Source organism: Planctomicrobium limosum (assembly GCF_051465645.1).
Lineage (GTDB): Bacteria > Planctomycetota > Planctomycetia > Planctomycetales > Planctomycetaceae > Planctomicrobium.
Genome location: NZ_CP195790.1, coordinates 2,816,636 through 2,829,596, shown reverse-complemented (window position 1 = coordinate 2,829,596; position 12,961 = coordinate 2,816,636). Strand labels below are relative to the sequence as shown.

General features: G+C 50.2%; 20 protein-coding genes. 19 read left to right on the top strand and 1 reads right to left on the bottom strand.

Features of this window, described 5'->3' with window-relative positions; all coding sequences use genetic code 11:
- Positions 1-363: 363 nt before the first annotated feature.
- Complete coding sequence (gene purM / locus SH527x_RS10610; RefSeq protein WP_437190651.1) at positions 364-1,416, top strand: phosphoribosylformylglycinamidine cyclo-ligase; 1,053 nt, start codon at positions 364-366, stop codon at positions 1,414-1,416.
- 582 nt (positions 1,417-1,998) lie between these two features.
- Positions 1,999-2,559, top strand: coding sequence for a ribosome recycling factor (gene frr, locus SH527x_RS10605; RefSeq protein WP_437194619.1), 561 nt, complete (start codon positions 1,999-2,001; stop codon positions 2,557-2,559).
- A gap of 358 nt (positions 2,560-2,917) precedes the next feature.
- Here the strand turns inward: frr and SH527x_RS10600 are convergent, their stop codons facing one another.
- Complete coding sequence (locus tag SH527x_RS10600) at positions 2,918-3,640, bottom strand: methyltransferase family protein (protein ID WP_437190650.1); 723 nt, start codon at positions 3,638-3,640, stop codon at positions 2,918-2,920.
- A 525-nt stretch (positions 3,641-4,165) separates the two neighbouring features.
- On the opposite strand from SH527x_RS10600, the gene rpsJ reads away from it, so the two are divergent.
- The 17 genes from rpsJ (at position 4,166) to rplF (ending at position 12,958) form a co-directional block, all read left to right on the top strand.
- Positions 4,166-4,483, top strand: a complete 318-nt coding sequence (gene rpsJ, locus SH527x_RS10595) for a 30S ribosomal protein S10 (RefSeq protein ID WP_437190649.1) — start codon at positions 4,166-4,168, stop codon at positions 4,481-4,483.
- A 126-nt stretch (positions 4,484-4,609) separates the two neighbouring features.
- A complete protein-coding gene (gene rplC / locus SH527x_RS10590) occupies positions 4,610-5,347 on the top strand; it encodes a 50S ribosomal protein L3 (RefSeq protein WP_437190648.1) in 738 nt (245 codons plus the stop codon).
- A gap of 81 nt (positions 5,348-5,428) precedes the next feature.
- Positions 5,429-6,088, top strand: coding sequence for a 50S ribosomal protein L4 (gene rplD, locus SH527x_RS10585; protein ID WP_437190647.1), 660 nt, complete (start codon positions 5,429-5,431; stop codon positions 6,086-6,088).
- A 28-nt stretch (positions 6,089-6,116) separates the two neighbouring features.
- The gene (gene rplW / locus SH527x_RS10580) at positions 6,117-6,464 is read left to right on the top strand and encodes a 50S ribosomal protein L23 (protein ID WP_437190646.1); all 348 of its coding nucleotides are present in this window, start codon (positions 6,117-6,119) and stop codon (positions 6,462-6,464) included.
- 141 nt (positions 6,465-6,605) lie between these two features.
- Positions 6,606-7,478 (top strand): 50S ribosomal protein L2, encoded by an 873-nt coding sequence (rplB, locus tag SH527x_RS10575; RefSeq protein WP_437190645.1) that lies wholly within the window; start codon positions 6,606-6,608, stop codon positions 7,476-7,478.
- A gap of 90 nt (positions 7,479-7,568) precedes the next feature.
- Positions 7,569-7,838, top strand: coding sequence for a 30S ribosomal protein S19 (gene rpsS, locus SH527x_RS10570; protein WP_437190644.1), 270 nt, complete (start codon positions 7,569-7,571; stop codon positions 7,836-7,838).
- 83 nt (positions 7,839-7,921) lie between these two features.
- Positions 7,922-8,266, top strand: a complete 345-nt coding sequence (gene rplV / locus SH527x_RS10565; RefSeq protein WP_437190643.1) for a 50S ribosomal protein L22 — start codon at positions 7,922-7,924, stop codon at positions 8,264-8,266.
- A gap of 60 nt (positions 8,267-8,326) precedes the next feature.
- Positions 8,327-9,028 carry a 30S ribosomal protein S3 gene (rpsC, locus tag SH527x_RS10560; RefSeq protein WP_437190642.1) on the top strand — a complete coding sequence of 234 codons (702 nt, stop codon included), beginning with the start codon at positions 8,327-8,329 and terminating at the stop codon, positions 9,026-9,028.
- A complete protein-coding gene (gene rplP, locus SH527x_RS10555; protein WP_437190641.1) occupies positions 8,967-9,389 on the top strand; it encodes a 50S ribosomal protein L16 in 423 nt (140 codons plus the stop codon). Before rpsC ends, rplP begins: the two co-directional genes overlap by 62 nt.
- A gap of 198 nt (positions 9,390-9,587) precedes the next feature.
- Entirely contained in the window at positions 9,588-9,788 is a 201-nt protein-coding gene (gene rpmC / locus SH527x_RS10550; protein ID WP_437190640.1) for a 50S ribosomal protein L29, read from the top strand.
- Positions 9,789-9,851: 63 nt separating this feature from the next.
- Entirely contained in the window at positions 9,852-10,172 is a 321-nt protein-coding gene (rpsQ, locus tag SH527x_RS10545; RefSeq protein WP_437190639.1) for a 30S ribosomal protein S17, read from the top strand.
- Positions 10,173-10,226: 54 nt separating this feature from the next.
- Positions 10,227-10,601, top strand: a complete 375-nt coding sequence (gene rplN, locus SH527x_RS10540; RefSeq protein WP_437190638.1) for a 50S ribosomal protein L14 — start codon at positions 10,227-10,229, stop codon at positions 10,599-10,601.
- Between the two features lie 2 nt (positions 10,602-10,603).
- A complete protein-coding gene (gene rplX / locus SH527x_RS10535; protein ID WP_437190637.1) occupies positions 10,604-10,957 on the top strand; it encodes a 50S ribosomal protein L24 in 354 nt (117 codons plus the stop codon).
- A 123-nt stretch (positions 10,958-11,080) separates the two neighbouring features.
- Positions 11,081-11,635, top strand: coding sequence for a 50S ribosomal protein L5 (gene rplE / locus SH527x_RS10530; protein WP_437190636.1), 555 nt, complete (start codon positions 11,081-11,083; stop codon positions 11,633-11,635).
- A 53-nt stretch (positions 11,636-11,688) separates the two neighbouring features.
- Positions 11,689-11,874: a type Z 30S ribosomal protein S14 gene (locus SH527x_RS10525; protein WP_437190635.1), complete on the top strand. Its 186-nt coding sequence runs from the start codon at positions 11,689-11,691 to the stop codon at positions 11,872-11,874.
- A 44-nt stretch (positions 11,875-11,918) separates the two neighbouring features.
- Positions 11,919-12,314: a 30S ribosomal protein S8 gene (rpsH, locus tag SH527x_RS10520; RefSeq protein ID WP_437190634.1), complete on the top strand. Its 396-nt coding sequence runs from the start codon at positions 11,919-11,921 to the stop codon at positions 12,312-12,314.
- A gap of 98 nt (positions 12,315-12,412) precedes the next feature.
- Complete coding sequence (gene rplF, locus SH527x_RS10515) at positions 12,413-12,958, top strand: 50S ribosomal protein L6 (RefSeq protein WP_437190633.1); 546 nt, start codon at positions 12,413-12,415, stop codon at positions 12,956-12,958.
- The last annotated feature ends 3 nt before the right edge of the window (positions 12,959-12,961 follow it).

Genomic DNA, 12,961 nt, shown 5'->3' with positions numbered 1-12,961 from the left:
CAGCAAGGTTTTGGTTCCCTCCGAAATGCAGAATGTGCCCAAAGACAGTTGATCACAGGGGAAGGGGACGACGACTGTTATTTTGAATCGTTGTCTGCATCAAATCAAACTGCGAGTCCCTTGTGGCAATGAGTTGTGACCGAATCCACCGTTCCGATCCGGTGCAAAGACTTGCGGAAATTGCTCTAATGGCTCTTGTACAGTAAAGGCGGAGTTCAGAGTCTCACGACGCAGGACTCTTGGAAATACTGGCTTTTGTTTGTTTAATTGCCTTGCAGTTGGGCCCGTCTCGGTGGATCGTCGTATCGCCTGCTGCGGGTTGGCTGAATCTTGTAAGTGCTTATTTAGTAAAGTGTTGTTGAGATGGCGATTTCGTACAAAGATGCTGGTGTGGACCTCGATTCGTACGAAGAGGCGATGGCCCGCCTTCCTGCTTTGATGCAGCGGACCCAGACGCCGCGAGTCCTCCCATTGATGGGGGGATTTGCAGGATTGTTTGGATTGAACGGAGACGGACGGAAGTACCAGGATCCAGTGCTCGTCTCTGGGACTGATGGCGTCGGTACGAAAATCAAAGTCGCGATGCTTGCCCAACGATACGACACCATCGGGATCGATCTCGTGGGCATGTGTGTCAATGACTGTTTGTGCTTGGGAGCAGAACCGCTCTTCTTTCTCGATTATGTCGCGTTGGGGCAGGATAACCCTGATTTGACGACGGCATTAGTCAAAGGAGTTTCGGACGGCTGTTTGCAGGCCAAATCCGCTCTGATTGGCGGTGAAACTGCAATTATGCCGGATCTGTATGCTCCCGGTGATTTCGATATGGCCGGGTTCTGCGTCGGCGTTGTTGAAAGAGATCAGATTCTAGATGGAAAGAAGATCCAGAAAGGCAATGTTCTCGTGGGGATCGAGTCGTCAGGCTTGCACTCGAATGGGTTCAGTCTTGTTCGAAAGATTGTATTTGGTGCGGCTGGGCTCGATGTTTCCGCATACGTCGAAGAACTCGGAATGACTGTGGGCGACGCCCTGCTGGTTCCAACACGGATTTATGCCGACGTGGTTCAGAAACTCCTGGCACTGAAAACTGATTCTCAGACGACTGTGAGGGGGCTTGCTCACATCACAGGTGGGGGAATCGCAGAAAATACGGGACGCATCATTCCCGAGGGATTGCAGGCGGCTGTGCGTCGCACAAGCTGGACGGTTCCGCCTGTTTTCCAATGGCTTCAGAAGCTCGGAAATGTTGATCGAGACGAAATGTCTCGTGTTTTCAACATGGGAATCGGAATGGTCGTTGCGGTCCATCCTGATCAGGTCAGTGCGGTTCAAGATGTCGTTCGGGAATGTGGGTTTGGTTCGCACATTGTTGGCGAAGTCGTTGAAGGCACAGAGCCTGCAGTTTACGTCGATTAACGGGACGTCTGGTAATCGTGGTGCGTGCCTGACTCGATGAACGGGGTCCGCATCGCTTCAGTGAAGGTCTCATTGGAAGTCGTTTGCTTTGCGCACTGGAGCCGCTTTTGGTCCAGTGCGAGACTTCCCTTCATAGGAGTACGAGCGATTCTGTGGCCTGTCTAAGTCCGGCGAGATGGTATAAATCCATCTGATAGCTGGAATTCGGGCCAATTCTATTGAATTGCCCACTTCTCATTCATTCCACTGTGGATTATTGTTCCATCAGTGGGGAATGTTGGCGGAACAGTTGGTTCCTCGTTGCTTCGGCGACCGTCGGAGCATCGGAATTCCCGTCCAAGCATTCTGTGAATGAATGCAGTGTAAGTTGGCTGGTGAATTCATCTTTCATCGTCCGGTCACGCTGCAGTACGGTCACGCGGTAGAGCAAATTGCTCTAGATCATTTCCAGAAATCATGCAGCGAATCTGGCATGCGGAATTCAGCTTTTCTCCTACTGAGAAGGTTGCTTCGCGGCCACATGATTGACCGAACCGGTCTAGAAAAGACAGTTAATCTGTTCTGTGGGAGCGAAATATGGCAATGGGCAATGAAGAGATTCTTCTGGATGCTGAAGAACGAATGGAGAAGGCTGTTGAAGTCTTCCGTGGTTCGCTTCAAGGCTTGCGAACTGGTCGGGCATCGCCGGGGTTGGTTGACTCCGTTCGCGTGAACTACTTTGGTTCACCGACGCCATTAAAGCAGATTGCAAACATTAGTTGTCCTGAGCCGCAGCAGATTGTGATTCGCCCGTTTGATCAGGGGAATCTCAATGAAATTATCAAGGCAATTCAGTCAAGCGACGCCGGTCTTGCGCCAAATTCAGATGGTCGCCTGATTCGTATTAATGTTCCACCGCTCTCGACAGAACGTCGGCGTGAATTGACGACTCGGGTTAATAAGTTTGCTGAAGAAGCACGAGTTGCAATTCGCAACGTTCGCCGTGATGCAAACAAGCAAGCTGAAACTTCAGAGAAAGAAAAGCTCTTCTCAGAAGATATTCTTGCTGGTCTGAAGGACGAAATTCAGGAGCTGACCAAAAAGTTTGAAGGTCAGGTCAACGATTTCGCTAAGGAAAAAGAGAAAGACATCATGGAAGGCTAAGCACCTTCTCTGGTCAGTTATTATTGAATAAGAGGCCTGGGCTCCGTTGTGGGGCTCAGGCCTCTTTTCGTTTTATCAGCGTATTTTGACGATGTATTTCGTGGAGATCAAATGTCTCTGTATGGCTTCAAGGAACAGAAGAGTAGACTGCACACGTTGGGATTGAGAGCAGTTCTCCAATCGGTACCGCGTTTCTGGCACGCTGTGTTCAGCCTTTTGTTTGTCGAGAAGAGGGTGATGGGATCATATAATAAGTCGATTCGGCCAAGTGTAATTAGGAGATAACAATAAGGCCCCTGAGTGCTAATACTCAGGGGCCTTATTGATGTTGAGTTGTTCTATTCAATCGCAGAGGCGGTTATGGCATGTCGAACGGGTGAGGCCACCAGGCTTCCATTCGCAAGTCGCAGGTGATGTGGACTGCGGCTGCGATGACAAGCCACCACACAGCACATTCGAATTCACGACGCACTCCTTTGGTCCAGATCGGGTTCGAGTACAGTCGTTTCATGCTGAACGATTTTGGAAGCCAGCGAGAAGTTGATGCGCAGTAGGAGTCAAACGCACTGCCGTGGATACTTCGAAGTACTTTCTCTTCAGCAGGCACAACTCCGAAGATGTACAGGAGAATGATTGGCAGGGTCAGGGTCGCCATTGTCAGGTTTTGAACCAGGCAGAGGAATCCCATGGAAATCAGCAATGTTCCGATGTAGAGCGGATTGCGACACAGTGAGTAAGGACCATTTGTGACAAGCTGCACTGATTTGCGAGACGCAATCGTTGAAATCGACCACAGTCGAATTCCGATGCCTGCAATAATGAGGAGATAGCCTGCGGCATCAATGAATTGCTCCAGAAAGCCGTTGATTGTGATTCTTGGACGAGAGCAAAGCGCGATTGAGAATCCAAGGATCAGGCAGAATGAAGTGAGCGGCAGTCTCATGCGGTATGACTGAAACTGCTTAACTCTCTGTGGCGTAACGCGTTCGCTGCTGTCGAGCTCGACCTGTTGTTGAGGGGCAAGTTGGATGGCCGCAGCGACAGGGGAATTCATCTGGCGTTCCAATTGTGTAGATCTCATTGTCTTCTTGTGCCGGAGACGTGAGAGTTTGTTGGTTGCGGATGCAGTTATGAGGGATTCTCCGATGAAAACCTCGCGTGTCTGCGTCCGGGAAGGCAAACCACTGTGTGCCGTTGTGGTCTTTCATTTGACCGGTGAATGCTGCACTGTCTTGGATTTCACCGGAGCCCGTCTGTTAATGGTTTGGTTCGCAAGAGATGCGACGCAAGTCAAGAACTAACCGGAACTGAATCGAAACGTACGTCGAATCGGCAATATTCGTCAATATGGAGTTCCATGTGCGAAAGACGCACAAAAGCCAAGAATAAAAAAAGAACTCTGTTCTCAACTGAATGCAGATGGCGGGAATCACGGGGCGAAAACTCGAATTTGGAAACCTCCCGGGAAAGTCTGAGAAAGTGGGAGGCGAAGACGTTTGACAAAAGAAGGAATGAGAATTAGTATCTCGCGTTTCCCGCACCGGGGCATGGCTCTCGGTGCCGAGACTGTTGAGATGTAGGCGTTTACGCAAAAGGAAGTTCGCACGTGGCTGCAAACGAACGTATCCGTATCCGGATGGAGGCATACGACCATACCATCCTTGATCAGTCGGCAACTGATATTGTCGATACTGCTAAGCGGACGGGTGCTGTTGTGCACGGGCCGATTCCATTGCCAACGCGAATCGAACGGTATACCGTTTTGAGAAGCCCTCATATTGATAAGAAATCTCGCGAGCAGTTCGAGATTCGGACTCACAAGCGGGTGATTGACATTGTTCAGCCAACTGGTAAAACGATCGACGCTTTGAATAAGCTCTCGTTGCCAGCTGGTGTGGATATCAAGATTAAAGCCTCGACATAGTTTCAGTGGTGTTGCCGCTGTACGTGTGAGGTTGTGGGTGCCGGGCGAGTGTCGATTTTGTCCGGTGTCTTGATTATTTTATAAAAATCGTGTGTGTTTCACGCGTCTGTATTGAGGGGTCGAGCCATGCCCGTCGGGCTACTCGGAAGAAAAGTTGGAATGACGCAGGTCTATAGTGAGTCAGGCGCAATGGTGCCTGTCACTGTGATCGAAGCAGGGCCATGTGCGGTTCTGCAGGTCAAGACTGCTGATCGGGATGGCTACGAGGCTGTTCAGTTGGGCTTTGATGATAAGCTCAGCCAGAAGGACTTGGCTCGCGATTCGGAACAGCGAAATCGTAATCGTGCAAATCGCGCTGAGCGAGGGCATGTTGCGGTTTTGAAGAGTAAGCGTCAAAAGCGATTGGCCGAGGCGGGTGTTGAAGCTCGTTCGAAGGCAAATTGCGAGCCTAAACGATTCATTCGCGAGTTTCGCGTTGATGGTGAATCTGCAGGTGTGGAAGTTGGTCAAGTCTTGAATGCTGGTCTCTTTGATGGCGTCGCCTATGTTGACGTTGTTGGAACCAGTAAGGGGCGTGGTACGACTGGTGCGATGAAGCGTCACAACTTCTCCGGCCAGGGAAGCTCACATGGTACCAAGAAGGTTCACCGTCGTGTTGGAGCCATCGGTGCCAACGCAATGAACCGCGGTACCAGCGGTATGATCAAGAAGGGGATGCGAATGGCAGGGCAGCATGGAAATGCTCGCTCCACTGTTCGGAATCTCAAAGTTATTAAGATTGATGTTGAAAATAATATGCTGTTGGTGAATGGAGCAATTCCAGGGCCAAACGGCGGATACGTGGTGATTCGGGTAGCAAAATAGCGGTGATGTGTGTTCGGGTGGTTCCCGGTATGTGGAATTGTCGGGATTGAATTCGAAATCGCACAGTTGAGAGATTGAGTAATGGTAGACAGCACAAAAATCTCCGCACCGGTTCGCGGAATGGACGGCAAAAACGTCGGCTCCTATGAGTTTGACGGAAATGAGCTGGCTGACCGGATTAGCAAGCAGCTTCTGCATGACGTTGTCGTTATGTATGAGACGAACGTTCGTCAAGGGTCTGTAAAGACCAAGACTCGCGGTGAAGTTTCGGGAAGTACGAAGAAGCTGTTCCGACAAAAAGGAACAGGTAACGCTCGTGTTGGTACGAAGCGTTCTCCAATTCGTCGTGGGGGTGGGCATACCTTTGCGAAGCAGCCTAAAGACTGGAGCTATCGTCTCCCGAAAAAAGCTGTTCGTTTGGCCACTCGTATGGCATTGTTGAGTAAGTTTCAGGATCAAGAGGCGACTGTTTTGGATTCTTTCTTTTTGAAAGAAGCTAAGACAAAGCCTGTTGTTGAGATGCTCAAGGCTTTGGGTGTTTCGTCTGAGTCAGTGTTGCTGGTGATTCCGGATTACGATCTGAACATTTGGAAGTCAGGTCGGAATATTGAAAATCTCTGGATTTCGCCAGTGAAAGAGTTGAACGCGTATCAGCTGCTGCATCAAAAGCGATTGCTGATTACCCGGGAAGCCATTGATCAGGCACGTCAGGGGAACCCGGAAGCAGTGACCGTCGGCTAATGCCGATTTGATCGCCAGGAGCAATACAATGACAGCAGAAAATAAATCCGTTCAGGCTGAAAAAGAGTCAGTGGATTGTCGCGAAGGCGGCTTGAAGCTGGAAGCACACCAGGTGATTTTGCGTCCTCTGGTGACCGAAAAAGGCGTGCATCAGTCCACAAAGCTGAATGCCTATACCTTTCAGGTTCATACGCAAGCAAACAAAGCTGACATTCGTTCGGCTGTTGAAAAGCTGTGGAATGTTCGAGTTGTTGAGGTACGCACTCAAACTCGCAAGGGCAAGCCGCGACGTAGTCGTCTGCAGCTTGGCCGAACAGCCGATTGGAAGAAGGCGGTTGTTCAATTGCACGAAGAAGACCGAATTTCGTTCTTCTAAAATTGCGATCTTGACCGTTAAAGCTTACAGTGTGCCGCCAAACGACGTTGGACTGATCGGAATCTGGTTTGCCAACGCTGGGCGATCCATTGGCGATGTCGCCGATTCGACAACGATTGAGAATATTGTCAGGACAGTACGATGGGGATTCGTTTTTACAAACCGGTCACGCCAGGACGTCGCGGTGCGACGGTAAGTGATTTTGCAGAAATCACGGACCGTAAGAAACGACCCGAGAAGAGCCTGACGGTTCGCGTCAAAAAGCATGGTGGTCGTAACTTCCACGGGAAGATCACGTCACGCCATCGCGGCGGCGGGTTCCGTAAGATGTACCGCATCGTCGACTTCAAGCGTCGAATCGATGACGTTGCTTTGACGGTTACGCACATTGAGTACGATCCGAACCGATCCGCTCGAATTGCCTTGGTTGAGCATGTTTGCCCGGAGACCGGCGCAACTGTAAAATCCTACATCTTGGCACCGAATGGCCTGAAGGCTGGCGATGTCTTGATGAACGGGGCGAATGCAGAGCCAAAGAACGGCAACTGTCTTCCACTGGAAAAGATTCCAGCCGGAACTCAGATTCATAACGTTGAAATGCAGCCAGGTCGCGGCGGACAGCTGGTACGTAGTGCCGGCAATAGTGCCGTGATGAATGCGACTGACAAAGGCTGGGCTCAGATTACTTTGCCGTCAGGCGAAGTTCGTCGTCTGCCTGCAAAATGTCGCGCTACGATCGGGGTTGTTGGTAACTCAGATCACCAGAATATTGTTTTGGGTAAAGCTGGACGTAAACGTTGGAAGGGCCGTCGCCCACACGTTCGCGGTACTGCGATGAACCCAGTTGCTCACCCGATGGGTGGGGGCGAAGGTCGTACAGCGGGTGGACGTCATCCTTGTAGTCCAACTGGTCGGTTGGCAAAGGGTGGAAATACTCGTAAGCGTCGTAAGTCGTCATCACGTGCGATTATTCGTCGTCGTCGATCACGTCGTAACGGCTTGAAGAAGATTTAATAGTTGCGATCAATTGGATCGCGGTATGAGACAGTAGTAGAACATTTACTGGTCCGCAGTTTGTCGGAATCGCTGGGAAAGGTCTAAGTCATGGGTCGTTCGCTGAAAAAAGGCCCCTTCGTCGATGAGAACCTGTTGAAGAAGATTTCACGGTTGGATTTGACCGGGTCGAAGCAGCAGATCAAGACCTGGGCACGCCGGTCGACAATCTCGCCGGAGTTCATTGGGCATACATTTTTGGTGCACAATGGCAAGGCACATATCCAGGTTTATGTGACCGAGGATATGGTTGGTCATAAGTTGGGCGAATTTGCACCTACTCGGACATTCCGAGGACACGGTGCAAAAGGTAATCGCTAGTAGATCTATTTGGTTGATAGTTGCTGTGTTGCGAACTCGGTGTTACAAGTGTGACACACGATGGGTTGGGATAGAGGAAGACAATGTCACAGGTCAAGGCTACACATCGTTTCGCACGTATATCAGCGACGAAGGTGCGACCATTTGCGGATTTGATCCGAGGAATGTCTGTCGTTGAAGGCTTGGACGCATTGAAATACATTCCAAACCGTGGTGCACGGTTCTTGGAAAAAGTGCTGAAGAGTGCTGCAGCTAACGCAGAAGATCGTGGTGCGAGAAACGTTGATAACTTGCCAATCGTCGACGCTCGCGTTGATGGTGGGCCAATGTTTAAGCGAATTCGCCCACGTGCTCGTGGTCAAGCATTTATGATTCGTCGACGATTCGCCCATATCCTGGTAGCTATTGACGCTCCAGAAGTGGAGTAATTAGAGAGTTGGTTTGCCAGGACCAAGCGTTAGGCATCCATTTAAACTAACGAGTGAGCTATGGGACAGAAGACACATCCGCTTGGCTTTCGTATCGGAATCACGGAAGACTGGCGCAGCCGTTGGTATGCGAGCAAGAAAGAATTCGGCGATCTCCTGGTTGAAGATCAGAAGATTCGTCGGTTCATCGGCGCTGAATACAAGTCAGCTGCAATTGAGAAGGTCGAGATCGAGCGCACCCGAGATCAGGTTGTGGTTTATCTGCACTCTGCTCGTCCCGGTATTATTATTGGGAAGAAGGGGCAAGAGATCGATCGGCTCAAGGCACAGCTGGAAGACCGTTTTGGTCGTCGGATGGAAGTGAAGATTGTTGAAATCAACAATCCGTTCCGTCGTGCTCAATTGGTTGCTGAGGATATTTGCCAGCAGCTGACAAAGCGAGGAAGTTTCCGTCGAGCCATCAAGCGTACGCTTGATCAGGTTATGGAAGCTGGCGTCAACGGTGTTAAGGTTCAACTTTCTGGTCGCTTAGGCGGCGCAGAAATGTCTCGTTGCGAAAAGGCAAGTCGCGGATCAATTCCGTTGTCAACCTTGCAGCGACGAGTGGATTACGGATTTGCCATCGCCAAAACGGCACAGGGTGTGATTGGCGTTAAAGTTTGGGTCGATTTGGGCGATTACGCAGACGAGGAGAATACCGATGGCGCTTATGCCGAAACGGGTCAAGCATCGAAAAAACCAAAGAGGTCGCATAAGAGGTAATGCCACTCGTGGCAATACCGTGGTCTTCGGTGAATATGGCTTGCAGTCTGTTCAGCCAGGTCACATTAACGCCACCACAATTGAAGCGTGCCGAATTGCGGCATCGCAGTATATTCGTGGATCAGGTGGTAAGCTCTACATTCGTATTTTTCCGGACAAGCCTGTAACTGCTCGTCCGTTGGAAACTCGAATGGGTAAGGGTAAAGGGGAACCGGATCGCTGGGTTGCAGTCGTGAAGCCCGGTACGGTTTTGTTTGAGATTGCAGGTGCGTCGAAAGAAGCGGCACGTGACTGCTTTAATCGCGTCGCGCACAAGCTTCCAGTTCGAGTTCGACTGGTTGAACGAACACCAGGTTCGTAGGTTTTCCTCCATTCCATTCGTGGGAATCCACGGGTCAGTATTGGAGAAGTGTGGTCCTTTCAGGAATTCTGATTTAAGAATGCCTGAGTGACTGGAAAGTCAAAAAAGGCAAGCTACACTGCGACGCTCCCGATTTCATCTCATTGGAATCGGGATTGCTAATTGATAGCGAACAGTTGTTTGAATCGAGTGATAAGCATGTCCAAGGCCAAAGCGTTGCGAGAGTTGAGTGACGATCAACTGGCATCTGAGTTAAATCAGACTCAGCTTGAGTTGTTTCAGTTACGCATTCGTGCATCAACCGAAAAGTTGGATGCCCCGAGCAGTCTGCGAAAGCTTCGTCGTTCGATTGCACGGATGAAGACCGTTCAGCGTCAGCGTGAGTTGTCGAATCAGTAATCATAGTCGGTTGATTGGGCTTCAGGTGACTGAAGCTAATCTTACCAATCAGGTGTCAGATAGATGCGTAAAACATTGATCGGTACTGTTGTTAGCGATCGCAATGCGAAGACTCGACGGGTTGACGTGAGTCGTGTGTATCAACACGCGAAGTATAAGAAAATCGTTCGTGGGCGTACTGTTTGTTACGTTCACGACGAGACAAATCAGTCGAAGGTTGGCGATACCGTAGAGATTGCGGAATGTCGACCTCGCTCTGCGACAAAGCGATGGGAACTGGTTCGTGTTGTGAGTGCATCTGGTGAGGTTGAGAGCCAGTTGGCTCGTGAATCTCTGGCGACCGGTAAGGGTCGCAATGATGCTGGTGTTGTTAGCGCTGAGTAGTTGTCAGCCGGTTGCATTTCTGTTGTGGTTAATTGATTTGAGAATGGTGTCATCATGATTCAGATGCAGACCATAATGGATGTCGCGGATAACACCGGTGCAAAAACGGTCCGCTGCATCAGGGTCTTGGGTGGAACAAAACGGCGTACCGCTGGTTTGGGTGACATCGTTGTCGTAAGTATTCAGAAGTCGATCGCTGGTGCTCCAGATGCGTATAAATCTGGAAGAGTAACCAGGGGTGTGATTGTTCGGGTTCGTAAAGGTACTCGACGAGAAGACGGCAGCTATATTCGTTTTGATAGCAATGCCATCGTCCTGGTCGATAATGATGGAAATCCTCGCGGTACACGCATTTTCGGTGCTGTTGCACGTGAGCTGCGGGATCGCCGATTTATGAAGATTATCAGCCTTGCAGCTGAGGTGGTGTAACTATGAAAATTAGACGGGGCGATCTGGTTGTAGTGATCTCCGGTGACGATAAAAGTTCATCACCTCGCTTGGTTCAGCAAGTTCTTAAGGGCGGCGAAAAAGTCGTTGTTGAGGGCGTGAACTTGGTCTTTAAGCATGTCAAACGCGGTCATCCAAAGAGTCCACAAGGTGGGCGTTTGCGGATGGAAAAGCCGGTTCATTCGTCCAATGTGATGTATTATTGCGGCGCTTGTAATAAACCGTCTCGCTTGGGTTATCGTTATCAGGCTGACGGTGCGAAGGAGCGTTTTTGCCGCAAGTGCAGTGTGACGGTTGGGCAGGTGAGCCCAGCACGTCCTGCGTATGTCGCCGATTAGGTTTGTATTTTGTTCGACAGTCGGTCGTATTGGGGCTGTCGGTGAGTTGTTGAATTCGACCGTCTGTGAGTTGTTTGGCTGTTTGATTAAGAGCAGCGAATAGCGTAATAAGGTTGGCTAGTCATGGCCCGTCTGCAAGATAAGTATCGTAGCGAGATTGTTCCAAAGCTCTCCCAGGAGCTTGGAAGATCGAACCCGCACAGTCTGCCACGAATTGAAAAAATTGTGGTCAGCATGGGGGTTGGTCGTGCCATGCAGGATCAGAAGATCCTAGACGAAGCCTTGGAGCATCTGGGGCAGATTACTGGCCAGAAGCCGTCACCGCGGGTCGCTCGCAAATCGGTTGCCAATTTCAAACTCCGTGAAGGAGTTCGGATTGGTGGATGTGTTACTCTGCGTCGTCACATGATGTATGAGTTTCTTGATCGTCTGATCAACTTGGTTCTCCCACGAGTTCGCGATTTTCGTGGGATCAACCCGAAGGCGTTTGATGGTCGAGGAAACTACAGCTTAGGGCTCGGGGAGCAGGTTGTATTTCCTGAGATTAACGCCGATAAAGTTAAGAATATCCAAGGAATGAATATCGCCATCGTTACCTCTGCTGAGACTGACGATGAGGCGAGATTGCTTCTTAAAGAGTTTGGGATGCCATTTCGGGAAGCAAAGGGACGCCAATAATCGGCTAATCATTCGCCGAGAAGTCCAAAAGCGAAAATACAGGAAATCGATAGATGGCTACTCAAGCACAAGTTGCAAAATCAAAGAAAAAACCAAAATTCAGTTCACGTATCGTTCGTCGATGCTCGCTGTGTGGACGTCCTCGTGCTGTTTATCAAAAGTTTAAGATCTGCCGCATCTGCTTCCGGAATTTGTGCCTGAACGGGCTGGTTCCTGGTGCGAAGAAGGCTAGCTGGTAGAAGACATAGCCCTCAGCTTGAGGTGCGGATAGAGGTATAATGCCATGATGACAGACCCAATTTCCGACATGCTGACTCGTATGCGTAATGCGCTTTTGATTGAGCGTCCCTTTGTGGATGTTCCAATGTCAAAAGTGAAGGCAGGCATTGCTGAAGTGTTGCAGCGTGAAGGTTACATCTGGGACTTCGAGATTCTCGAAACCGCACCAGCGCAGACCTTGCGTGTCAATTTGAAGTACAGTGCGACTGGTGAGCGTGTGATTCAACGGCTTACCCGAGTGAGTAAGCCTGGTCGACGGATCTACTGTGAATCCCGCAAGCTCCCAGAAGTGATGCAAGGCATGGGTATCTGTGTTTTGTCAACAAACCAAGGAATGCTTAGCAGCCGCGAAGCGAAAGCCAAGCATGTCGGCGGCGAGATTGTTTGTGAAATCTGGTAGTGTTTTGTCGCCTGGGCTGTCGGCGCTGTATCGGTACAAAAGTGGCGATTTCGACGTGAAAATTGCGTCGTCGAAATCAAAACAAGGTGGATTGAGCGATGTCAAGAATTGGTAAAAAGCCGATTGCAGTTAACGCCGGCGTTGATGTGGCAGTTGACGGTAGCTTGGTTAAGGTCAAAGGCAAGAACGGCGAGTTGTCGTTGGCTTGTCATCCTAATATTTCCGTCAGCTGGGATAGTTCAGCTCGGGTTATTACTGTTGAGCGTCCAAATGATCAACGTGAGAATCGTGCTCTGCATGGTCTGACTCGAGCCTTGGTCGCCAATATGGTTCAGGGTGTTCAGGTTCTTTTCGAAGAGAAGCTTGAGATCCAAGGCGTCGGTTACCAGGCATCTTTATCCGGCAATGTTTTGTCGCTCCAAGTTGGCTTTGCAAACGTCATTAAACTGACTGCTCCCTCTGGAGTTTTGGTTGAAGTTGCATCTCCGACAAGCGTCATTGTTCGCGGTGCTGATAAGCATGCCGTTGGTCAGTTTGCCGCTAACGTACGTCGGGTTCGCCCACCTGAGCCTTACAAGGGCAAGGGAATTCGATACGTCGGTGAAGTGGTACGTCGTAAGTCCGGTAAGGCGTTCGGTAGTTGATTT

What these genes read in the sequence shown, in the direction of transcription:
- purM (WP_437190651.1), top strand. Translation starts at nt 364, where the DNA reads ATGGCGATTTCGTACAAAGATGCTGGTGTGGACCTCGATTCGTACGAA.
- frr (WP_437194619.1), top strand. Translation starts at nt 1,999, where the DNA reads ATGGGCAATGAAGAGATTCTTCTGGATGCTGAAGAACGAATGGAGAAG.
- SH527x_RS10600 (WP_437190650.1), bottom strand. Translation starts at nt 3,640, where the DNA reads ATGAGATCTACACAATTGGAACGCCAGATGAATTCCCCTGTCGCTGCG.
- rplC (WP_437190648.1), top strand. Translation starts at nt 4,610, where the DNA reads ATGCCCGTCGGGCTACTCGGAAGAAAAGTTGGAATGACGCAGGTCTAT.
- rplD (WP_437190647.1), top strand. Translation starts at nt 5,429, where the DNA reads ATGGTAGACAGCACAAAAATCTCCGCACCGGTTCGCGGAATGGACGGC.
- rplW (WP_437190646.1), top strand. Translation starts at nt 6,117, where the DNA reads ATGACAGCAGAAAATAAATCCGTTCAGGCTGAAAAAGAGTCAGTGGAT.
- rplB (WP_437190645.1), top strand. Translation starts at nt 6,606, where the DNA reads ATGGGGATTCGTTTTTACAAACCGGTCACGCCAGGACGTCGCGGTGCG.
- rpsS (WP_437190644.1), top strand. Translation starts at nt 7,569, where the DNA reads ATGGGTCGTTCGCTGAAAAAAGGCCCCTTCGTCGATGAGAACCTGTTG.
- rplV (WP_437190643.1), top strand. Translation starts at nt 7,922, where the DNA reads ATGTCACAGGTCAAGGCTACACATCGTTTCGCACGTATATCAGCGACG.
- rpsC (WP_437190642.1), top strand. Translation starts at nt 8,327, where the DNA reads ATGGGACAGAAGACACATCCGCTTGGCTTTCGTATCGGAATCACGGAA.
- rplP (WP_437190641.1), top strand. Translation starts at nt 8,967, where the DNA reads ATGGCGCTTATGCCGAAACGGGTCAAGCATCGAAAAAACCAAAGAGGT.
- rpmC (WP_437190640.1), top strand. Translation starts at nt 9,588, where the DNA reads ATGTCCAAGGCCAAAGCGTTGCGAGAGTTGAGTGACGATCAACTGGCA.
- rpsQ (WP_437190639.1), top strand. Translation starts at nt 9,852, where the DNA reads ATGCGTAAAACATTGATCGGTACTGTTGTTAGCGATCGCAATGCGAAG.
- rplN (WP_437190638.1), top strand. Translation starts at nt 10,227, where the DNA reads ATGATTCAGATGCAGACCATAATGGATGTCGCGGATAACACCGGTGCA.
- rplX (WP_437190637.1), top strand. Translation starts at nt 10,604, where the DNA reads ATGAAAATTAGACGGGGCGATCTGGTTGTAGTGATCTCCGGTGACGAT.
- rplE (WP_437190636.1), top strand. Translation starts at nt 11,081, where the DNA reads ATGGCCCGTCTGCAAGATAAGTATCGTAGCGAGATTGTTCCAAAGCTC.
- SH527x_RS10525 (WP_437190635.1), top strand. Translation starts at nt 11,689, where the DNA reads ATGGCTACTCAAGCACAAGTTGCAAAATCAAAGAAAAAACCAAAATTC.
- rpsH (WP_437190634.1), top strand. Translation starts at nt 11,919, where the DNA reads ATGATGACAGACCCAATTTCCGACATGCTGACTCGTATGCGTAATGCG.
- rplF (WP_437190633.1), top strand. Translation starts at nt 12,413, where the DNA reads ATGTCAAGAATTGGTAAAAAGCCGATTGCAGTTAACGCCGGCGTTGAT.